Annotated in this window: 19 protein-coding genes and 1 pseudogene; 8 read left to right on the top strand and 12 right to left on the bottom strand. The window is 39.1% G+C overall.

The features are described 5' to 3' along the window. Positions 1–396: 396 nt before the first annotated feature. Positions 397–915 (top strand): type 1 glutamine amidotransferase domain-containing protein, encoded by a 519-nt coding sequence (locus MAQA_RS03015; protein WP_036071242.1) that lies wholly within the window; start codon positions 397–399, stop codon positions 913–915. Between the two features lie 61 nt (positions 916–976). Here the strand turns inward: MAQA_RS03015 and MAQA_RS03010 are convergent, their stop codons facing one another. Next, positions 977–1243 carry a hypothetical protein gene (locus tag MAQA_RS03010; protein WP_036071239.1) on the bottom strand — a complete coding sequence of 89 codons (267 nt, stop codon included), beginning with the start codon at positions 1241–1243 and terminating at the stop codon, positions 977–979. Between the two features lie 98 nt (positions 1244–1341). Next, complete coding sequence (locus tag MAQA_RS03005) at positions 1342–2634, bottom strand: NCS2 family permease (protein ID WP_036071236.1); 1293 nt, start codon at positions 2632–2634, stop codon at positions 1342–1344. A 174-nt stretch (positions 2635–2808) separates the two neighbouring features. Here MAQA_RS03005 and MAQA_RS03000 point away from each other — a divergent pair, with 174 nt between their 5' ends. The 5 genes from MAQA_RS03000 (at position 2809) to MAQA_RS02965 (ending at position 7552) form a co-directional block, all read left to right on the top strand. Continuing rightward, positions 2809–3447, top strand: coding sequence for an HAD family hydrolase (locus MAQA_RS03000; RefSeq protein ID WP_036071233.1), 639 nt, complete (start codon positions 2809–2811; stop codon positions 3445–3447). A 1044-nt stretch (positions 3448–4491) separates the two neighbouring features. Further along, positions 4492–4977, top strand: a complete 486-nt coding sequence (locus MAQA_RS02990; protein WP_149023290.1) for a hypothetical protein — start codon at positions 4492–4494, stop codon at positions 4975–4977. After that, complete coding sequence (locus MAQA_RS02985) at positions 4964–5443, top strand: hypothetical protein (RefSeq protein WP_036071229.1); 480 nt, start codon at positions 4964–4966, stop codon at positions 5441–5443. Before MAQA_RS02990 ends, MAQA_RS02985 begins: the two co-directional genes overlap by 14 nt. Before the next feature lie 991 nt (positions 5444–6434). Continuing rightward, positions 6435–7049: an ABC transporter ATP-binding protein gene (locus MAQA_RS02970; RefSeq protein WP_036071221.1), complete on the top strand. Its 615-nt coding sequence runs from the start codon at positions 6435–6437 to the stop codon at positions 7047–7049. A 2-nt stretch (positions 7050–7051) separates the two neighbouring features. Further along, the gene (locus tag MAQA_RS02965; RefSeq protein WP_036071218.1) at positions 7052–7552 is read left to right on the top strand and encodes a hypothetical protein; all 501 of its coding nucleotides are present in this window, start codon (positions 7052–7054) and stop codon (positions 7550–7552) included. A 137-nt stretch (positions 7553–7689) separates the two neighbouring features. Here the strand turns inward: MAQA_RS02965 and MAQA_RS02960 are convergent, their stop codons facing one another. From MAQA_RS02960 to MAQA_RS02935, 6 genes are all read right to left on the bottom strand, one after another. Then, complete coding sequence (locus MAQA_RS02960; protein WP_036071216.1) at positions 7690–8841, bottom strand: pyridoxal phosphate-dependent aminotransferase; 1152 nt, start codon at positions 8839–8841, stop codon at positions 7690–7692. Positions 8842–8909: 68 nt separating this feature from the next. Further along, complete coding sequence (locus MAQA_RS02955) at positions 8910–9635, bottom strand: amino acid ABC transporter ATP-binding protein (RefSeq protein WP_036071214.1); 726 nt, start codon at positions 9633–9635, stop codon at positions 8910–8912. Then, a complete protein-coding gene (locus MAQA_RS02950) occupies positions 9628–11094 on the bottom strand; it encodes an ABC transporter substrate-binding protein/permease (protein ID WP_036071212.1) in 1467 nt (488 codons plus the stop codon). Before MAQA_RS02950 ends, MAQA_RS02955 begins: the two co-directional genes overlap by 8 nt. A 515-nt stretch (positions 11095–11609) precedes the next feature. Then, the gene (locus MAQA_RS16005; RefSeq protein ID WP_277619928.1) at positions 11610–11735 is read right to left on the bottom strand and encodes a hypothetical protein; all 126 of its coding nucleotides are present in this window, start codon (positions 11733–11735) and stop codon (positions 11610–11612) included. Between the two features lie 111 nt (positions 11736–11846). Next, positions 11847–12845: an inorganic phosphate transporter gene (locus tag MAQA_RS02940; RefSeq protein WP_036071207.1), complete on the bottom strand. Its 999-nt coding sequence runs from the start codon at positions 12843–12845 to the stop codon at positions 11847–11849. Positions 12846–12855: 10 nt separating this feature from the next. After that, positions 12856–13476: a DUF47 domain-containing protein gene (locus MAQA_RS02935; protein WP_036071203.1), complete on the bottom strand. Its 621-nt coding sequence runs from the start codon at positions 13474–13476 to the stop codon at positions 12856–12858. 342 nt (positions 13477–13818) lie between these two features. On the opposite strand from MAQA_RS02935, the gene MAQA_RS02930 reads away from it, so the two are divergent. Continuing rightward, positions 13819–14706: an aldo/keto reductase gene (locus MAQA_RS02930; RefSeq protein WP_036071200.1), complete on the top strand. Its 888-nt coding sequence runs from the start codon at positions 13819–13821 to the stop codon at positions 14704–14706. A gap of 44 nt (positions 14707–14750) precedes the next feature. Here the strand turns inward: MAQA_RS02930 and MAQA_RS02925 are convergent, their stop codons facing one another. The 4 genes and pseudogenes from MAQA_RS02925 to MAQA_RS02910 all read right to left on the bottom strand — a co-directional run bounded on the left by MAQA_RS02925 (position 14751) and on the right by MAQA_RS02910 (position 18591). After that, complete coding sequence (locus tag MAQA_RS02925; RefSeq protein ID WP_036071198.1) at positions 14751–15608, bottom strand: RluA family pseudouridine synthase; 858 nt, start codon at positions 15606–15608, stop codon at positions 14751–14753. Between the two features lie 63 nt (positions 15609–15671). Then, entirely contained in the window at positions 15672–17009 is a 1338-nt protein-coding gene (locus MAQA_RS02920; protein ID WP_036071195.1) for a hemolysin family protein, read from the bottom strand. A gap of 241 nt (positions 17010–17250) precedes the next feature. Further along, on the bottom strand, positions 17251–18123 hold the full coding sequence (locus tag MAQA_RS02915; protein ID WP_036071192.1) for a cation diffusion facilitator family transporter: 873 nt from the start codon (positions 18121–18123) through the stop codon (positions 17251–17253). A gap of 53 nt (positions 18124–18176) precedes the next feature. Next, a pseudogene (locus tag MAQA_RS02910) lies at positions 18177–18591 on the bottom strand (arsenate reductase/protein-tyrosine-phosphatase family protein). Positions 18592–18860: 269 nt separating this feature from the next. On the opposite strand from MAQA_RS02910, the gene MAQA_RS02905 reads away from it, so the two are divergent. Then, positions 18861–21002: a transglycosylase domain-containing protein gene (locus tag MAQA_RS02905; RefSeq protein ID WP_036071190.1), complete on the top strand. Its 2142-nt coding sequence runs from the start codon at positions 18861–18863 to the stop codon at positions 21000–21002. The last annotated feature ends 83 nt before the right edge of the window (positions 21003–21085 follow it).

Here is a 21085-nt window from a genome sequence, read left to right as displayed (position 1 = left end):
ATTGTCACAAAAAATCCACAAATTAGACACTTGATTTTTTTAAGAAGAATAGTACAATGAATATATAGAGTTTTATCCCGATGAAAGTTAAAAATTTTTTTTTGATTTTCATGGGGATAAGACCCTATCATGGTTATAGTGGCTTTCGGTGTATCCATCTTCCAATAGATTAACATTTTGTTAATCATCTGTTTTAACACCGAACCATTATTTGTTTTCATTCATCTCATTTGCCATGTAGTCTCTGTCTATGCCTCATCCCGTTATGCATAGACACTCGAGCATGATGGCGACGCTGGACATTTTGTCCAGCGTATTTTTTTTTGTTGTAAACAGATGATTTTTGTTCAGGATTGGCTCCTGTTATACTAAAACTAGGAGAAGGGGGCTGATAGAATGACTTTAACGGGTAAAAAAATTATTGCTCTTATAAGCGATGACTTCGAAGATCTAGAATTATGGTATCCGGTTTTGCGACTTAGAGAAGCGGGTGCAACAGTAGATCTTGTAGGGGAAGAAAAAGGACGTGTATTCCACGGAAAATACGGGGTACCTGCGACATCAGATTTTGCTTTTCAAGATATTAAAAAAGAAGAATACGATGCGATCATTGTTCCGGGCGGCTGGTCTCCAGATAAACTACGTCGTTTCGATGAAGTTTTAGATTTTGTTCGCTATTTTGATGAACAGAAAAAACCAATCGGACAAATTTGTCATGCGGGCTGGGTTCTTGCATCTGCGGGTATTTTAAAGGGTGTCAATGTAACGAGCACGCCAGGCATTAAAGATGATTTAACTAATGCGGGAGCAATTTGGCATGATAAGCCGGTTGTAACAGATGGACATATTGTTTCGAGTCGGCGTCCGCCGGATTTACCGGATTATTTAAAAGCTTTCATTGCTGCTTTTGATTAAAAAAGAAAAAGCCATTCTACTTTCATTCCGATTAGGATGAAAATAGAATGGCTTTATTTGTTTAGAGATAGTAGCTAACAATGAATCCAATAAAGTTGGGAACAGCCGCCAAGAAAAGCATGATGCTCCAGCGAAGCTGTTTGCTGCGTGCTTCACGGTTACTACGTCCGCCAAGTGAGACGAAGGCAGAACAAGCAATTGAAATAAAGATTAGCAGCATAGCTACAAAGGAGAACATCGTAGCGAGCGTATAATTGGGAAGTAAGAAGCTTGCAAGGAAAGTAAGCACAGCTATACCGATTCCTGCAAGAAATGATTTTAAGTACAAAGCGATGACATCCTTTTCTAGAGATTACTTTCTTTATAGCAAATGTGCCCAGCTTTGTCCAGCTAAAAGCGCCTGCAACTTTTACAGGCGCTTCAGGGTTAATGGGGCAAGAAAGCCACAAGAATAAAGAATAAAATAGCGATCAAAATGAGGAACCAGTTCAGTTCACGCCATTTACCAGTGAAGACTTTAAGAACTGGGTACGAGATAAAGCCGAAAGCAAGGCCAATCGCGATACTTGACGTAAGTGGCATCGCAAGGATGACAAGGAAAGCTGGGAAAGCTTCATCTAATGTGTCCCAGTCAATTTCTTTTACAGCGCCAATCATCATGCTTCCAACAATGATAAGTGCTGGGGCAGTAATAGCGGAAATACCAGAAACAGCGCCAACAAGCGGTGCAAAAAAAGCGGAGACAACAAACAAAATGGAAACTGTAAGTGTCGTAAGTCCTGTACGCCCACCAGTAGCTACACCAGCTGAGGATTCAACGTATGCACTTGTTGGTGTTGTACCAAAAACTGAACCGACAGTTGTTGCGATCGCATCCCCTAACAATGCTTGTTTGGCATTAGGTAGCGATTCGCCTTTCATCAAGCCTGCTTTTTTAGCAACCCCGATCATTGTTCCTGTGGTATCAAAAATTGTGATTAACAGGAACGAGAGAATGACGGCGTACAAACTATGTGAGATGACATCTGAAAAGGCATGAATCGGATTAGTGAAAACAAATTCTGGCATTGGTGGTAATTTGACAAAGCCATCTGTAAATTTAAGTTCGCCTGTGAAGAAAGAAATAATTCCTGTAGCGATCATTCCGATAAATAAAGCGCCTTTGACATTCAATGCAAGAAATATCAGTGTGATTAAAAGTCCTACTATAGCGAGTAATGCTTCAGGCGAATGTAGGTTGCCTAGTCCAACTAAGTTGGAATCGTTTTTGACGATGATTCCTGTCATACGAAAACCTAAAAATGCGATAAAAAGACCAATTCCGGCTGTAATCCCAGCTTTTAAATTGTGTGGAATCGCCGTAATGATTTTTTCGCGAAAAGGTGTTAGCGATAAGATAAGAAAAATGATACCAGCCACAAAAACTGCAGCAAAAGCAACAGAATAATCCATTTTTTGGGTGGTGACGACTGTCACGAAGTAAGCATTCATACCAAGACCTGGTGCGATGGCAATTGGATAGTTGGCAAAAAGGGCCATCCATAGCGTACCTACAACGGCAGAGATGATAGTTGCCATGAAGACAGTATTAAATGGAACACCTGCGGCAGAAAGGATAGCAGGGTTTACAACAATAATGTAAACCATCGTTAAGAACGTAGTAAAGCCTGAAACAATTTCTGTTTTCACATCCGTTCCGTTTTCTTTTAATCGAAACATAAGACTTGGACACTCCCTTTAATATCATTTACGAACAATTAATGATTACTATATTATAATATTCGTTTTTTGAGGAAATTGCAACCCTGATTTTTGGGTTTTTATAATGAAAGAAAAGTAATTAGGTCTATGTTATAATAAAAATGATTTCACCTGAAAAGGAGGAAGTGCGATTTGAAGGCAATTATTTTTGATTTTGACGGAACGATGATTGACACGGAGAATTTATGGCATGACGCGACAATGAAATATGTGAAAGAAACATATGGAATTGAAGTTCCAGCTGCGATATATGAGCAGATCATTGGAACGACAGAAGAGCCACTGCATCATTATTTAACGGAAGCTACAAATGGTCAGTTTGATGTGGAAGCTTTTACGTCACATGTTTCGGAGGAGCTTTCAAATGGGATTCTGCAGTTAGAGCTTCGACCAGGTTTTGAGCGAGTTTTTGATTATGCGGTTTCAGATGGCTTTAAGATTGGCCTTGCCACGAGTTCTGGGCGAGAATGGGTAGAACCAATTTTGAAGAAATTTCATTTGTTTTCACATTTTACAACCATCCAAACAGCTGATGATGTGAAACAAATAAAGCCAGACCCAGCGCTTTACCTTCAAGCAGCGGCAAAATTAGGCAGTAAACATATTTATGCCGTAGAAGATTCACTAAATGGCGTCATCGCAGCGCAAAAAGCTGGATTGAAAGTCTTGGCTGTTCCAAATGCCGCGACGGCGAACATCCAATTTCCAGAAGGAGTACCAGTTTTTCCAGATTTTGATTCCATTCCTTTGGAAGAAGTTTTTGCCAATTAAATAAAAATTTCGCTCTAAAAATTAAACACTAATTTTTAGAGCTTTTTTTATACCTTTGGATGAGAAATACGCAAAAAAAAAAATCTAATTTTATGTGCTTTTAAATGGTGTTATAAAGCCATTTTCAACTAAAGGAAGGTATTGCTTTATTGAATGAGGGCATGTATAATTCAAAACAATTGTGAGAGCTTAATCTAGATAATACATAACAATAATACCATCAGGAGGAGATGAAGCAACATGAAAAAAAATTAGATTATTAGTTATGCTAGGTCTTTTATTATTAGTTATTAGTGGCTCGATAACTGCTTTTGCTAAAGGAAATACAGCAGATACAAGATGGCATAATGAGTACAGATTTTGGAGTCCTTATGACCATTCTCCAGCAAGAATGAAGTTTAACACCAGTGCCTATTACAATAAAGTCACAGGGAGTAGTTTGAATACCTATGCTAAATTTTGGGCTGCACTTGGCGATGGGAAAGACGTATCAGATGGACATGTTTATAAACAACGATTGGGAAATCACTACATTTATACAATAAGGCGCTTGAATGGAATAACTATTATCCAATAAAAGTAAGAGTTGAATCTGCGAGATTTGAATCTTTTGCTATGTGGGGGGTATGGAGTCCAGATTCAAGACGATGATAAGCTACTAAGCACTCATCATTTGTTTTAATAATGTCCATTTAACACACCAAGAAACGAGGAAAACAATATCGATGACCCATTTTTTAAAGCTGAGATTACAGACAAATCAGCGACTGTTCGCCCTTTTGATAGGTTTAGCAATTGTTAGTGCTCACCTTTTAAAAGTTTACGGATTGTCTGTTAAAAAACATGTCACTTTTACTCCATATACTGCCTGGCTTTCAATGGACTTTTCAGGTACAAGCGCTTTTAATGCTCCTTTTTTATCTACTTTTGCCGATTATCGCTTCGCTTTCTGCCTCGACTATTTTTTTAGAAGATAAAAGAAACCATTTGATTTGCTATGTATTACTGACTTCCTCGCGAAAAAAATACTTTTCGATGCTGTTCTTGAAAACTTTTTTAACGGGTGCAGTTGTTGTTGCACTCCCACTGATTATAGATTTGATTGGTTGTTTTTTATTACTTCCAAACTTAAAACCAGATCCGCTTATCAATGTGAACCTTGGAATTTATGAAGGAAGTGGTGATTTATTTCCCCATTTATTTTATGCACATCCTCTTGTATATGCTCTTTTCAATATTGCCATTAGCTTTGTATTTGCAGGACTATTTGTGACTTTTGCGCTTGCAGCTTCCTTTTATATAAAAAATAAAATGGTGATTTTACTGCTTCCTTTTTGCTTACAACTTTTAAGTATTGCGGCGAACTCATTTGTCATGAAAAATATGGCTCTATCTCCTTTTGGCTTTTTGCCAGAAGCGATCACAACGTATGATAAAAGCTTTTTAGCGATCGTTCTTTATGGGGGAATCCTTTTTTTGGTCACACTATTTCTATACGTTCGTGGAGTTAAAAATAATGAAGCATTTTGAGAGCTTGAAATTTGCAAGAATCCGCTTGTCTCGTTTTTACGGAATTTATTTGGTTTTTGGTGGTCTCACCACTCTTTATTTCATTTTCACCTTTTTGCAGGCAGAGTCGAGTGCTGCTCTTATGGATGTGCAAGTTTTAATAGCCTTAAATCCTTTAGCCAGCATCCTGTTTGTTTTTATTCCTTGTTTACTCATCTTTCTAGCCATTTTGCCTGATGTGAGTGTTCTAGAAATGGCTATTTACAGGAAAAGGCAACTTTATTTAACTTTTCATTTTATCAAATTTGTCATAGCATTCGTAGTCATTTTACTACCGTGCATTTTGCAATATACATTTTATCTATATATACTTCTCCATTTACAAGGGCTTGATTTACTGGTAGTGGGCGGTTCATATGCTTTAATTTGGCTTGAAGCCTTTTTTACTGTTAGCACTTCTTTATTTATTTTTCCTTATCCTAATTAAAAACAAGGGAATGGCCTTGATACTCACTTATTCAATACTCGTTTGTGATGCTCTTTTTATATCAGGAAAACTTGGTTCAAGCTTTTTTTTGGAAAATAACATTTGCGAAAATCACGAATTTTGATCTCACCATTCAATTAACGGAACAACTTGAAATCATTGGGAAAGTGTGTCTGCTTCTTGCTTGTATTTTGGTGATTTTTTATAAGAAAGATGTGAAAAAATGATTTTCAAACTTTATAAGCAAGAAATAAGTGTTTATTTTTTACGGGAGAGATGGAAAATTGTATGCTCATTCATTTTGTTGCTTATGCTTATGTTTCTGCAGGCTACTGGCGCAGGTGAGAATGAAAATCTACTGGACAAATGGTTAAGCGGTCCTTCAAAAGTAGATTTAGATAATAACTTTTATCAATTTCCCATCCTCTGGTTTTGCTTTTTATTTTATCCAGTTTTTCCATCTTTATAATTATCTTGGTCGAGAAGAACAGCAAGATAAAGCCGTGTTTATTGCAAACGGGATGAATCGCCGAATAATCATCATCAGTAGGTTACTTACTGTTATGAGTTTTGCAGGGATATATTGGCTTGTATTTGTTAGTTTAAATGTCGTGTTTTCACTTTTTTAAAACTAGGCAGTATAGCTTAAATCAATTGGAAGAACTTGCTTTCTTGTTGCTTGCGCTCTTACTATGTAATGTTTTAGGAGTCGTTTTCCAGCTTGTTTTTAACACTATTTCAGCGCTTTTACTCACATGTATCATTCTGATTTTGTCCACAAGATTTTATCTGTTTTACTCTATTGTTAATGCTACGTTCAGTAGTCGATGGATAGATTATACGGAACTAACACGTATTAAAATGCTGTTTATGGCACTCTTTGTATTTTTATTACTTACTTATCTTGCTATTTTTATCTACAGGCAAAAAGACATCTTGAGAAAGTAGGAAAACATGGATTATATTAAGTTGTTTAATGTGACAAAAAAAAATAAGAGGACAAACGGTACTAGAAGGGATCACATTAACCTTGCAAAAAGGAGCGATATACGGATTAAGAGGGACAAATGGTTCGGGGAAAACAATGCTTTTACGGGCCATTCTAGGATTGATTCGGTTAAGCGATGGGAAAGTAGAAGTTTGCGGTGAGCCAATTTTGGCTGAAAAACGCTTTCCTGTTTCTACAGGACTATTGCTAGAAAACCCTTCACTTGTTTTTGAATTCAACGCCTATAAAAATCTTCAATTGATTGCGGCACTAAAAGAGGAACAGATAACGGATAAGGAGCTTAGCGCACTGCTAATAAAAGTCGGGCTTGACCCGAAAGATAAAAGGCGTGTGAAGCGGTTTTCACTTGGGATGAAGCAAAAAGTGGGACTTGCTCAAGCTTTGATAGGAAATCCAGAATTACTTATTCTAGACGAGCCTTCAAATGGATTAGATGAAGAGAGTGTTGAAAATCTAAAACACTTATTACTAGAAGCAAGGGGAGGTGGGGCGACATTAATTTTAACAAGTCATGATCGGTTCTTTTTGGAGGATATTTGTGATGAAGTGATTGAAATAAAAAATGGAAAACTGGTAAACAAACAAGACGAGGTATAAAAATGAGCAAAATCAAATTATTGGTAGCGATACCTGTAGTTCTAGTGCTAGGAGTTTTACTTATTTTGGGATATCAACATGCAAACCAACCATTTCGTGATTTTACGATGAGTGAGAAGAAGCTTGTGAAAGATAGGTGGGTAGAAACGGCTGATTACAAGCTAAAAGTGGTTGGTGTGAAAGAGGAGAAGCAAAAGAAAGCTGGAGAACTGGCTTGGTCGAATCTGATTGTTTCTGTTTTGATCGAAAACAAAAAGCATCAAAATATAAGAAGTCAATTGCTGGGAGAAATTTTTCTTTCGTCAGAAAAAGCAAGTTCGGGGCAAGCTCTAGATATTTTGAATGAAGATGGGCATTCTGCGGTTTTTAAACTTGGAAAAGCGATCCCTTGCCAAATTATTTTTGAGACGCCATTACGAGATGTTACGGATCTTACGAAGGTATGGATGACAGTGATGCAAAACAAGGAACATCAATATACAAAATATGTTTATCATTTTTAAAGAGGCTTAGACAAAATGAAAACATGAGGCCAACTAGCTAAAAGGAAAAGAACAGAAATCGTTCAATGAAGCCATTTGTGAAAATGGTATGTTTGACGATTCTGTTCTTTTTTGTTTTATGTCCCAAACACTTTTTGTTAATTGAATGTCAAGCGTTCCATGCGGTCAAACGCTTCTTTTAAGACGTTAAGATCCTGGGTGGCGGCGAGGCGAACATAATTGTCACCGCTATCTCCAAAAGCGCGTCCAGGGATTATGAGGACTTGTGTTTCTTGCAAAAGATATTCGCTAAAAGCAACTGAATCCATCCCAGTTCGGCTGATGTTTAAAAAAGCATAAATCGAACCTTTTACTGGATGAAGCGACAGATAAGGAATTTTCGCTACGCGTTTTTGGACGTATTCGAGTCGCTCTTTAAAAGTATTAGCTACTTTCGGAATAAGCGTTTCTGCGTGATTAAGGGCGTAAATTGCGGCCCGCTGTGAAGGCGTTGGCGCAGAATAGGTGATGCCTTCATTAAGAAGCTTAGCGGCTTCATTGATATAGGACGGGGAAATCATGTATCCGAGTCGCCATCCAGTCATCGCGAAATTTTTAGACATGCTGCCGAAAGTAATCGTGTGTTCCGGCGCAAGGGAAGCCATCGGTATGAAGTCTTCATAGAAACAAAAGCCATCATAAACTTCATCGGAAAGAATGTAGAAATTGTGCTTTTTCGCAAGTTCTGCAATCTTTTCAAGTGTTTCTTTTGAAAATACAGCTCCTGTTGGGTTGTTTGGTGAATTTAAAATGAGCGCCTTTGTCCGGTCTGTAATGGCAGCTTCTAAAATGTCCGTATTAATCATGAAATTATCTTTTTCATAGGTTGGGATAAATACGGGACTACCACCAGAATTTAAAACTTGGTCTTTATAAGGCGAAAAATAAGGCTCGTGAATAATGACCTCATCGCCTGGATCAAGAAGAACCTGGAGGGCTAAATACATGCCGTGAAGCGCGCCTACGGTTGCCCGGATTTGATTTTCAGCAAACTCAAGCTTGTATGTTCTTTTGAAAAACGCTTGGATGGCCCGGATCAATTCGATGTCACCGCCGGACTCTGTATACTTTGTCGCGCCGCGTGAAACGTCCGCAAAAGCTGCATTAATGATGGCTTCATCCGTGATTAAATCGGGATCGCCGATCGATAAATCTAGAATGTTAGATGTCTTTTTGGCCAGAGTACCGATATCCGCTAAAATGTTCACAGGCGTTTCTTGAAATTTCTTTGCCATGTTGTTTTTGTCCATCCGAGTTCCTCCTCATAAAGAAAAAAGAACGCAAGCTGCATTCCTTTTTCTTTTTATTTTAACATAAATTAAGAGAGTACTTTCCCTAAAAAATCTTTCGTACGTTCGTTTTTCGGATTGCCAAACACTTCATCAGGCGTTCCTTGCTCTTGGATGATGCCTGCATCCATGAAAACAACACGATCTGCTACTTCACGAGCAAAGCCCATTTCATGTGTGACAACAACCATTGTCATGCCTTCTTTTGCAAGTTCTTTCATAACATTTAACACTTCGCCAACCATTTCTGGGTCAAGTGCCGATGTGGGTTCATCAAACAGCATAACATCTGGGTTCATAGCGAGCGCACGTGCAATGGCGACACGCTGCTGTTGGCCGCCCGACAAATTGGCAGGGTAACTTGCGGCCTTTTCAGCAAGACCTACTTTTTTAAGCAACTCCATTGCTTTCTTGTTTGCATCTTTTTCGCTTTCGCCTTTTACTTTTGTTGGTGCAAGCGTCAAATTTTGGAGCACAGTTTTATGCGGGAAAAGGTTAAAAGCTTGAAAAACCATGCCCATACGTTGACGGAGTTGGTTGATATTTGTGCCTTTAGCAAGTAAATCATTGTCTTCAAAAATCACGTGTCCCTCTGAAGGTTTCTCGAGTAAATTGAGGCAACGAAGCAAGGTGCTTTTCCCGCTACCAGAAGGACCAATTACAACAACAACTTCTCCAGCATCAATCTCTAAATCAATTCCTTTTAAAATCTCGTTTTTTCCATAGTGTTTGTGTAGGTTTAGAACATTAATCACTAGTTTTGAATCTCCTTTCTGCAATGCCCAAAAGTCTGGAGAGACTGAATGTAAGGACAAAGTAAATGAGTGAAGTGATGATTAGTGGAACAAATGGTTTGAAACTTGTGCCTTGTACAACGCCAGTCATAAACATAAGTTCGCCCACACCGATAACTGAAACGATGGAAGATTCTTTGATGACTGTGACAAATTCGTTACCTAAAGCAGGCAAAATATTTTTAATCGCTTGCGGCAAAATGATGAAACGCATAGCTTGATTTTGCGTCATGCCGAGTGAACGTGCAGCTTCTGTTTGGCCTTTGTTAACAGCGGTGATTCCCGCACGGATAATTTCAGCAACATAAGCAGCACTGTTAAGCGAGAGGGCGATACAGCCTGAGATGAAGGCTGAAAGATTTAACCCAAAAACTTGTGTTCCAAAAAAGACGATGAAAATTTGAACAAGAAGCGGCGTGCCGCGAACGAATTCGATATACCACGTCGCAGGCCAGCGGAGCCATCTGGTTTTGGCAAGTTTCATAAGCGCTAGAAGAGCTCCAAAAATAGCGCCGCAGAAAACGCCGATGGCTGCTAAAACGATCGTATATAGTGTCCCTTTTAAGAAATAGCTTCCATACTGACTGAAGAAATTACTTTTTTGGAACATCAATTCGTTGGCTTCTTTTTGGTAATCTTTCAGCAGTTTTTTATCTTTGATTTCTTTGATGGAATGGTTCACTTGATCTTTTAAAGTCGTTGCTCCTTTTTCCATGGCAACGGAAGTTTCTTTTCCACCATTGATGAACTTTGCATCAGAAATGGTGAGTGTGTCATCTTGGCTAGCATATGCTTCGGCAACGGGTCCTTCAAGAACGACAGCATCAATCTTATTGTTTTTTAAGTTTAAAATTAAGTCAGGTACTTTTTGAAGTGAAGTGACGGTTGACCCGGTCAATTCTTTTTGAGCTAGTTCTTCTTGAGTTGTTTGTTTTTGTGCGCCAACTTTTGTCCCGCTGAAGTCGTTGGTGGATTTTAGTTTGTCTTTATCCGTTTTTCGGATGACTATTTCTTGTTCGACTGCCATATAGGGGTCAGAAAAGTCAACTTCTTTTAGTCGTTCGGGTGTGGGGGACATGCCTGAGATGATTAAATCGATTTTACCGGTTTTTAAAGCACCAAGCAGGCTGTCGAAACCCATTTCTTTGATGCTCAGTTTGACACCCATATCATCTGCGATTTTTTGAGCGATACTGATATCAAAGCCGACAATTTCATCTTTTCCTTTTACCGTTTGATGAAATTCGTAAGGCGGATAATCCGCCGACAAACCAACCACTAATTGTTTTTTATCTTTAATTTGTTGCAGTGAGTCGTCGCTTGCCGCTTTGGCAGAAAGAAACGGCATGCAAAGCGAAAAGATAAATATGACGATAAAACTGATGATGGCTAGTTTTTTTGAGTGTTTAACAGTAAGCATATCTGCAACTCCTTCTCTTTTTGGTAAGTTTAGTATGTAATAATAATACATTAAATTGATTAAATATTCAATAGCGGATTTAGAAAAGTTTTATTTAAAGGAAGGAATTGCCGTTTTCGTTGCATAAATGATGTATTTACAAACCGATTTTGCTTAAAATAACAATGAAATAACTCAGAAAGAAAAAACTGTCAGGAACATTTGTATTTTCATCAATGAGCTGTAAGAGAACTTGCTGATTTTGGATAATGATAAAAGCACTTTCTTGTCCATGGAAAAGTATAGTTATGCGATCAATTGTATTTTTTTGGATAATTTCAATGGGGAATTCTGATTCAGTTGTGAATAGATGAAGAAAGTTTCTAGAGGTTTCGTCTTCATAGAAGGCAAGTTGTTTGTCGTTCTCTAGGTCATGAAAGACAACGGCTGCATCATCGCCTTCGCGCCAAGCAATTTCAAATGTTAAAGCCGCAAGCTCTTGTTTTTCACGAGGTTCAGTTGAAAAAAGACTAGCATCACGAAAAAAAAGAAATTTTGGCTGGTGATTTCATGATTATACCGATAGTTTCCCCGTTTTCTTTGTGTACGTTAACGGGCTGTTTATTTACGAGTGCTGCTGGTTTTTTAAAATAATAGCGCATGTTTTTTACTCCTTTTTTGCTTTTATTCCCGCTTTTTCGTGGGTGAAACGGCGCAAATCGAATAAAAAAAGTCACAACCGCATTGGTCATGACTTGAGAGTCTGATTTATTTTATAAGAACAGATTTAAGATGAAGAACATGAGAGCGGCAACTGCAGCTGAAATTGGCAGTGTAATGATCCACGTAATAATCATTCGTTGTGCTGTATCCCATTTGACCCCTTTGATACGGTGAGCCGTTCCAACTCCGAGAATAGAAGAACTGATCACGTGTGTCGTACTAACAGGTAGATGAATAAAAGTAGCACCGAAAATGACAATAACAGAACCAAGGTCTGCTGCAACCCCATTAACCGGTTTGATTTTCATAATTTTGCCACCGACTGTCTTAATGATTTTCCAACCACCGATACTCGTTCCAATTGCCATTGCGAGCGCACAGGAAACTTGTACCCAAAGCTGAACATCATCACCCGACTGGAAGCCGTTTGCAATTAAAGCCATCGTAATGATCCCCATCGATTTTTGCGCATCATTTGTACCGTGTGTATAAGATTGAAGCGCAGCTGTTGCAACTTGAAGGAACCTGAAATTACGGTTTGTTGTCGATAAGTTCAAGTTCTTTAAGAAGACTTTAAACAGCGTATAGATGGTATAACCCGCAGCAAATGCAAGAAACGGAGAAGCGATTAAACCGATAATGATGGTTACAAATCCTCCGTATTCAATTGATGCAAACCCAGCAGAAGCAATGGCAGCTCCGGCGATTGAACCAATTAGCGCATGCGAAGAACTACTTGGAATTCCGAAATACCAAGTAAGTAGATTCCAAAATATCGCAGCAAGAAGTGCAGCTAAAATAACAATTTCACCATGTGGGATGCTGAACGGATCGACAATATCTTTTGTTATGGTTTTTGCTACACCAGTAAAAGAAATCGCACCAATAAAGTTCATAACTGCTGCTAGTAAAATAGCGTGCCTAGGCTTAAGGGCTTTTGTGGAAACACTTGTAGCGATCGCATTTGCTGTATCGTGAAATCCGTTGATCAAATCAAACGTGAGTGCAGCAAGTACAATGACCACTGTAATAAGAAATAATCCTTCCATGATCGGCTCCTTATGCGTTCTTCATGACAATTGACTCAAGTGTATTAGCAACACTTTGACAGTTGTCTGCAACTTCTTCTAGATCTTCATAAACTTGTTTTTTGCGAATAATTTTAATCGCATCTGTTTCTTCTTGGAATAATTTAATAAGTGATTCGCGGTAAACTTCATCGCATTGCGATTCATAATCTTTGATTTTTATGGCTAACTTACGCACATCTTTCAGTTTCTTATTGAAAACAAGATCAACTGCTTTTTCGATCTCAACAGTGCTTTCTTGGATCGCTTTAATAAATTTCAACATGTATTCGTCATAATGAGTAATCTGACAGATTTCAAGTGAAAAAGCAGTTTGTTCAAGACCGTCCATTACATCATCTAAACGGTTTGTAAGCTCAAGCATATCTTCACGCTCGATAGGTGTAATGAAGGCATCGTTTAATTCCATGATCATTTTGTGAACCATTGTATCACCGGTCGTTTCATATTCTTTCATTTTATCTGAAAAAGTATGTAAGTCCCCAAGTGAATCAATGTTGTAGGTAGCAAAAAAGTCAGCTCCCTCGTGAAGATTCACAGCAATGTCATGTAGTAAAGATGCAAAGCGGTCTTTCTTATTTTTAAAAGCCATTTTCTTAAATTCCCCCGATCCTTTAAGTAAGTAATTTTTGCAAATGAATTCCTTGTGTTTAAAAGGTTTTTCTTAACAATATGCTTACAAAAAATTAAAACGTATCAACTTGAAATTTACCACATGATAATACTAACATATCGAGCACTGAAATAGGAAACTTTTTTTGGGTTAAAATAAGGCGGAGAAAGACTGCAATCGTTTACAAATGGGATTGTTAGCGCAACATGCGTTTTTTTTTGTCATGAAAAATTAACTTATTATTAGGAAGGAAAGCGGAAATTCGGTATACTGAGAATAGAACTTTCTAAACAAGGAAGCGGGTTTGAAGGAGGCTTTCAGATGGTGAAAACCGTGCAAGATAAATACCAGCTACAAAATGGAAGTAAAATTCCTTACATTGGGCTTGGAATTTTTCAAATGAGTGAAGAAAAATATATCACACAAGCGGTTGTAGAGGCGATTAATGCAGGATATCGCTTATTTGATACGGCAGCTGTTTATAATAATGAACGTGAAGTTGGTGAAGCGATTCGCGCAGGAGGGGTTTTGCGAGAGGAACTTTTCATCAGTTCAAAAATTTGGAACGGTGACCAGGGCTACGATGAAACACTATTTGCCTTTGAGCGGACGCTTAAGAATTTAAACTTAAACGAACTCGATTTGTACTTAATTCACTGGCCACTCGCAGGAAAGTATCGAGACACTTGGCGTGCGATGGAGCGACTTTACGCTGAGGGAGCGGTGAAAGCAATTGGTGTCGCGAACTTTAAGGAACATCATCTAGAGGATTTGCTTGCCGTTGCGAATGAATTACCTGTACTTGACCAAGTAGAAACGCATCCACTTCTCCCTCAAAATGAACTACGAACGTTCTTGAAAAAACATGGGATTGCTCATGCGGCTTGGTCGCCTCTTGCAAAGGGTACGCTTATGCAAAACCCAGTGATTCAAGATATTGCGAAAAAACACGGGGCGCAAGTTGACCAAGTTATTTTACAATGGCATTTATTACGAGACACGATTATTATTCCAAAATCGATTGCTTCATCGCGGATTAAAGAAAATGCGAAGTTATCCTATTTTGAGCTAGATAGGGAAGATTTGTATAAGATTAGTAAACTAGAAACCGGAAAATATGTGGGACCTGATCCAGATGATTTAGCTTACTTTCTTGAAAGCATGAAGCGTGAAGAAGAGCAGCTTCAAAATGCACGCGACAATCGTTAAATAAACACCTCAAAACTTTGGCTTACTTAGTTTTGAGGTGTTTTTTAATCAATGATAAAGTCCTTAGGTGGACGAGCTTTGACCGATAAGGTTTGATTTAAAAATGGATGGAAAAATTCAAGTTGTTCTGCGTGTAATAAGGTTCGTTTTGCAAGTTTTGCACCACCATAGAGCTTGTCACCGATGATCGGGTGATGAATACTTGCCAGATGGACACGGATTTGGTGAGTGCGTCCGGTTTCAAGCTTTAACCTGACAAGGCTTGTAGCATTTGGATAGGTTTCAAGCCATTCCATATGCGTGATTGCATTTTTTCCGGTAGGGCTGATGCACATTTTGTTTGGATGATGCCGGTCAGTTCCAATTCGTTCTTTGATGGTAAGGGTTTCTGGTGTTTTGCCGCTAACTAGTGCTAGATAAATTCTATGGATGTTGCGGTTTTCAAGTTGCCAAGAAAAAGCAGCGAGGCTCAAGGGATTCTTAGCGAATAAAACCAAACCCGAAGTTTCTTGGTCAAGTCTATGAACGGCAAACGGGGAAGAAGTGGGATCGTGCTTTAAATACGCTGCGGCAAAATTCGCGAGTGTCCCGGTTTCATCAGGGCTATTTGGGTGTGTCTTAACGCCTGCAGGTTTATTTAAAACGAGAATAAAATCGTCTTCGTATGAAATGTCGAGTGAGCCTGACTCAATTTTTGCGGCATTTTCTTTTTGAAGGGGGACTGTTAAAATTTGTCCGGCAGAAAGCTCGCTTTCCCAGTTGGGTTTATTCGAACCGTCCAGTGTGAAGTCTTGTGACATCCGGAGTTCGTGCCGCGACTTTTTTCCTAAATGGAATGTATCCCGAAAGAGCTCCGTTAAAGTTTGGCTTTCCCATTCAGGGAGAATTTCAATTTTTAGCATAATTATAAGCCTCCTTGGCAGCAAAAAGCTGGAACTTTCTGCAAAGCTCCAGCTTTTTGCTTTTTAATCGTCATCTTCATCATCATTTTGTTCGGATTCAGGTTTTGCTATTTTGATGATTTCAAGGTATTCAATGTGATGCGGTTCTGCTTCTTTAACGCGGAAGATATAGCCGCCATATTCAATTTCATCGCCGACTTCGACTTCGTAGTTTTGTGTCAGGAACCAGCCGCCAATCGTATCAACTTCTTCTTCCTCAATATCTGTCCCAAGAATATTATTCACTTCATCAATCAAGAGTTTGGCATCTACAATATAATGCCCATCTTTGATTCGGCGAATTTCAGGAATCTCATCTGCATCAAATTCGTCTCGAATGTCCCCAACGATTTCCTCGATGATATCTTCGACTGTGACAAGTCCAGATGTGCCGCCATATTCATCAAGCAAGATCGCGATATGCGAACGCTCTTTTTGCATTCGGAATAAAAGTTCTTTGATCGGAATGGTTTCAATAACCCGAATAATGGGTTTGACATAAGGATCAATATTGAATTTTTTATCAGAACCATGTTCTACGTAGGCAGATAAAATTTCTTTTAGGTTTAATACCCCGATAATGTGGTCTTTATCGCCATCAATAACGGGATAACGAGTATAACGCTCGGTTTTCATAATATCAGATAGATCAGAAATATTCGATCCAGCATCGATTGTGACAATTTCCGTTCGTGGAATCATCACTTCTTTTGCCATTCGTTCGTCAAAATCAAAAATTTTATTAACGTAGCGGAATTCAGATTGGTTAATCTCACCGCTTTTGTAGCTTTCTCCAACGATAATGCGCAATTCTTCTTCTGTGTGCGCCACTTCATGTTCATTCGCGGGTTCTAGTCCAAATGCCTTCGAAATAAGGACGGAAGACTCATTCAACAACCAAATGAATGGAAACATGATTTTATAGAAATAATGAAGCGGTCTTGCAACGGTCAGCGCGACAGCTTCTGTTTTATCAATTGCAAGTGTCTTTGGAACCAGTTCTCCAACAACAACATGCAAGAATGTGATGAGAATGAAAGCAATCACAAAAGAAAGCAAGGTTACAATCGAATTTGGTACATGTAAGAGTTCAAAAAGCGGATGTAGCGCGGCTTCAACGGTCGATTCCCCGAGCCAACCTAATCCTAGTGAACTGATCGTAATCCCAAGCTGACAAGCTGATAAGTAAGCATTCAGATGGTTATAGATATAACGAGCCAGTTTTGCTCGCTTACTTCCTTCTGATATCAACTGATCGAGTCGACTTGGTCGCATTTTGACAATCGCGAATTCGGTCGCAACAAAAAAGGCCGAAACACCGATCAAAAGTGCGATGATTAAAAATTTAATGGTAAGTATCAATCGTAGGTCATTTACAGAATAACTCTATAAATGACTGCCACCTCCTAGGTAATCTTGATTTTTAGAAAGGAGTAGGCTGTCTGGCTTAGAGGAGAAAATTCTCAAAGCGAAGCGCCTACTGGATGGATAATGAATTAAATTTGAAATTAGTTGCACTGCCCCATTCGAAAATCCCCTCCTTCTCCGAATTGGTAAAGTTATCTAAATTATAATGGAGAATGAAAAAGAACACAATAATATTCTACTTTTCAAAAAAAGGTTCAATGTGAACGAGTGTATAAGCGGTTGGAAATTTTGAACGAATTGCTTGTTCGATTTGTTCAGTAATTTCATGACTACGTATGACATTTAAATTTGGATCAACGGATACTGTCAAGTCAATCCAGATCCGGTTTCCATTAAAGCGAGCTTTGATATCCTTTATTTCTTTCACTTCTGGCACGTCGTGAACAAGGTTGTGGATGATTTCAAGTTTAGAGACATCAAATCCATCTGTTAAGCTATGTGCGGCATCAAAGAAAATTTTTACGGCGGTATAACCGATCAAAATACCAACAAGTAGCGCAGTTACAGCATCCACCCAAGGGAAACCAAGCACGGCAAAAATAATGCCGATAAATGCACCAAAGCTCACTAATGCATCGGAGCGATTATCGAGTGCGGCAGCTTTTACTGCTTGGCTATCGATTTTTTTCGCAAGACGGTTATTATAAAGATAAATCCCAAACATGAAAATGCCGGAGAAGAAAGCGACAATGGCTGTTAAGGTATTTGGTGCGGCAAAGTTTCCTTTAAATAAGTTGGATATCGAGCTAAAGATAACTTCGAGACCGACGAGTAGCATGATAAAAGATGCAACGAGTGAACTAATCGTTTCAGTTCTACGGTGCCCGTAAGCGTGATCGGCATCAGGTGGGATGCGTGATATCCGGAGCCCGATTAGTAAAGCGACAGAAGCGATGACATCGGTTGTGTTATTCAAACCGTCGGCAAACAGTGCGTCAGAATGTCCAAGTAAACCGACAATAACTTTGACGACAGCAAGAAAAAGATAAGCTAAAATACTCAGTAAGGCTGCTTTTTCTCCTTTTTTTATATCTTGATAGCCATCCAATTTAAACGCCCTCCATTACAAAAATCTCTCCGAAAGATTTCGGAGAGACAAAGTTAAATTTCAATAAACTGTTTCTTTAAACTCATGACAAGAACGGCGATTTGCTCGCAAATTTCCTGATATATGGCCCACTTTGATTGTGTGCTTTTGGCATGCTCTGGATCTTTGATATCCCAGTAGACGATTTTTTTTCTGGAGTGTTTCTGGATAGTGCGGCGCGATTTCATAAGTCGAATCATAAATCGTGACAATTAAGTCGGCCTTTTCTAGAAGTTTTTGACTAGGGACATAAGACAAACTACTCGGAGTATCGATTGCAAACTCTTGAAGCGCCTCAGACACGAAATGTGTTTTGCGAGCCTTGAGCCAAGAACCGCTGATGAAGGTCACATCAGAAAGTTTGAGTTTCTTCGCCCACGCTTCCGCGATCAAGCTGCGAATATGCGATTGTGACAAGAAATAAATCAATTTTTTTTGGCATTTTTAATTCCTTTCCGTGTTGTCTTTCTGAAGATCTTTCTAAAAAGTCCTTCTGTCCATACTTGTTGTCTACCCAGTTTCGTTTTTTGGGAAACATCTTTTTTTATTTTCAGCTATTTTGGCATAGGCAAATGGGAAGAGAAAAAAATAAGGCTTAGGGCGGTAGAAAAAATTCCTCATTTAGCGTAAAATAGTCGTAGTTCAGTGTGCAATTTATCAACGGTGAACTAAATTTAAAGGAAAGTTAGGAGATAAGTTTGGAAAATTTTAAACAGCTGATTTTAAAATCAATCAAACAATTTTTCAGCTTTATCTGGAAATGGCTTGGAATTTTTTGGAATAAATTGCGCCGTTTTATGAAGAATAAACATATTATTAAATGGATTATTTTATTTGTACTACTTGCGATACTTGGGTTTATTATTTATTTAACGGTTGTGGCCAAATCTGCAGATATCGATGCGCTCAAAAAAGGATTAGAAACGGCTACGATTGTCTATGACAAAGATGGCGATAAAGCAGGCGAGCTTTCGTCAACGGATGCGACTTTTGTTAAAATCGATAAGATATCTAAAAACGCGCAAAATGCGGTTGTCTCAGTCGAGGACCGAAAATTTTATCAGCATAATGGGTTTGACTTAAAGGGGATTTTCCGGTCAGCGTTTGGTTTGGTTAAAACCGGTGGAATTACTGGTGGTGGTAGTACGATCACGCAGCAACTTGCGAAAAATGCCTTGCTTAGTCAGGAGCAAACATTCACGCGAAAAGCTAAAGAATTGTTTATGGCGCGTGAAATTGAACGGACGTATTCAAAAGATGAAATTTTAGAGATGTACTTAAATCGTTCTTACTTTGGAAATGGTGAATGGGGCATTGAAAATGCTTCGAAAAAATATTTTGGAAAAAGTGCTTCTGAGCTTACAGTTCCTGAAGCGGCGATGATTGCGGGGTTGTTACAAGCGCCTAGTGCCTATGACCCGTATAAACATTTGGAACGAGCAACGGAGCGACGCAACGTCGTTTTAAAAACGATGCTCGAAAATAAAAAAATTAGCAAGAGCGAATATAATACCTATCGAAATACGAAGGTGGCGCTAAATAATAAAGCGTCTGATCCACTGGCTAATAAGTATCCGTGGTATGTGGACGCGGTTATCAATGAAGCCGTAAATAAAGCAGACGTTTCACAAGACGAAATCATGCGTAAAGGATATAAGATTTATACGCAGCTTGATCAAAATTATCAAACTTCATTAGAGAGTATTTATGATAATAACTATTATTTCCCACAAGGTACCAGTGATGGAACGCTGGTTCAGTCTGGTGCGGTCTTAATGGATCCAGCAACCGGGGGGATTAGAGCCTTGATTGGAGGCCGTGGGGAGCATACTTTCCGTGGCTTTAACCGGGCAACGCAAATGCGCGCACAACCAGGTTCAACGATGAAACCTCTCGCAGCTTACGTGCCGGCGCTTGAAAAAGGCTGGAATGTCGACACTATGCTAAAAGATGAAAAGAAAACTTACAAAGGCAATTATACGCCAACAAACGTAAGTGGAACGTATCAAGGGGAGGTTCCAATGTACGAAGCGGTAGCGCAATCGATTAATGCGCCAGCTGTTTGGACCTTGAATGAAATTGGTATCAAGCGTGGCATGAAGTCTGTTGAGCGATTTGGAATTCCGCTTGAAGAAAGTGATGATACGCTTGGACTCGCACTTGGTGGGTTGAGTAAGGGAGCGACGCCAGTTGAAATGGCCGCAGCTTATGCAACTTTTGCAAATAAAGGCGTAAAACCAACTGAAGGCTACGTTATTAGTAAGATTGTCGATCCATCTGGGAATACGATTTATGAACACGAACCAGAGACGAAACGAATTATTTCGGAAGATGTTTCAGATGAAATGACTTCGATGTTGCTTGATGTTGTGAATAATGGAACGGGACAAAATGCAGCTGTAGCTGGTTATGAAATGGCCGGAAAAACTGGTTCAACGCAAGTTCCGTTTGATGATAAGAGCGGCACTAAAGATCAGTGGTTTGTGGGTTATACGCCAAACCTTGTCGGGGCTGTCTGGATGGGATATGACAAAACGGATGAAAGTCATTATCTAAAAACGAATAGCTCGAGCGGTGTAGCAAACTTAGCACATTATGTCATGAAGAGTGGTCTCAGATACTTGAAACCTGAAGACTTCGCAACGAAGAGTGCCGCTCAAATTACGCAGAAGAAAAAAGCGGATGAAGCGAAAAAAGAAGAAGAAAATAATGATTTCTGGAACTCGGTGAAAGAAAAAGCGGGTGAAGCAGGCGACGCGATCAAAAAAGGTGCTGGCAAAGTCAAAGAATTTGGCGGCAAAGTAACAGACGAGATTGGCGGCTGGCTCGGCGGAAATTAAAGAAAAGCGTGCGACACTTCGTCGCGCGCTTTTTTAATCGGTAGTTGACCACTAGACGCCTTCTGTTATACAATATATATAAC

Source organism: Listeria aquatica FSL S10-1188 (assembly GCF_000525795.1).
Taxonomy (GTDB): Bacteria; Bacillota; Bacilli; order Lactobacillales; family Listeriaceae; genus Listeria; species Listeria aquatica.
Note: the sequence above shows the minus strand (reverse complement) of the source record. Positions and strands in the feature narration are given on the sequence as shown.

Coding starts and splice junctions, on each gene's coding strand:
- MAQA_RS03005 (WP_036071236.1), bottom strand. CDS start 2,634: ATGTTTCGATTAAAAGAAAACGGAACGGATGTGAAAACAGAAATTGTT.
- MAQA_RS02965 (WP_036071218.1), top strand. CDS start 7,052: ATGAGCAAAATCAAATTATTGGTAGCGATACCTGTAGTTCTAGTGCTA.
- MAQA_RS02940 (WP_036071207.1), bottom strand. CDS start 12,845: ATGGAAGGATTATTTCTTATTACAGTGGTCATTGTACTTGCTGCACTC.
- MAQA_RS02925 (WP_036071198.1), bottom strand. CDS start 15,608: ATGCTAAAAATTGAAATTCTCCCTGAATGGGAAAGCCAAACTTTAACG.
- MAQA_RS02985 (WP_036071229.1), top strand. CDS start 4,964: ATGAAGCATTTTGAGAGCTTGAAATTTGCAAGAATCCGCTTGTCTCGT.
- MAQA_RS03015 (WP_036071242.1), top strand. CDS start 397: ATGACTTTAACGGGTAAAAAAATTATTGCTCTTATAAGCGATGACTTC.
- MAQA_RS02950 (WP_036071212.1), bottom strand. CDS start 11,094: ATGCTTACTGTTAAACACTCAAAAAAACTAGCCATCATCAGTTTTATC.
- MAQA_RS02930 (WP_036071200.1), top strand. CDS start 13,819: ATGGTGAAAACCGTGCAAGATAAATACCAGCTACAAAATGGAAGTAAA.
- MAQA_RS02935 (WP_036071203.1), bottom strand. CDS start 13,476: ATGGCTTTTAAAAATAAGAAAGACCGCTTTGCATCTTTACTACATGAC.
- MAQA_RS02960 (WP_036071216.1), bottom strand. CDS start 8,841: ATGGACAAAAACAACATGGCAAAGAAATTTCAAGAAACGCCTGTGAAC.
- MAQA_RS16005 (WP_277619928.1), bottom strand. CDS start 11,735: ATGCGCTATTATTTTAAAAAACCAGCAGCACTCGTAAATAAACAGCCC.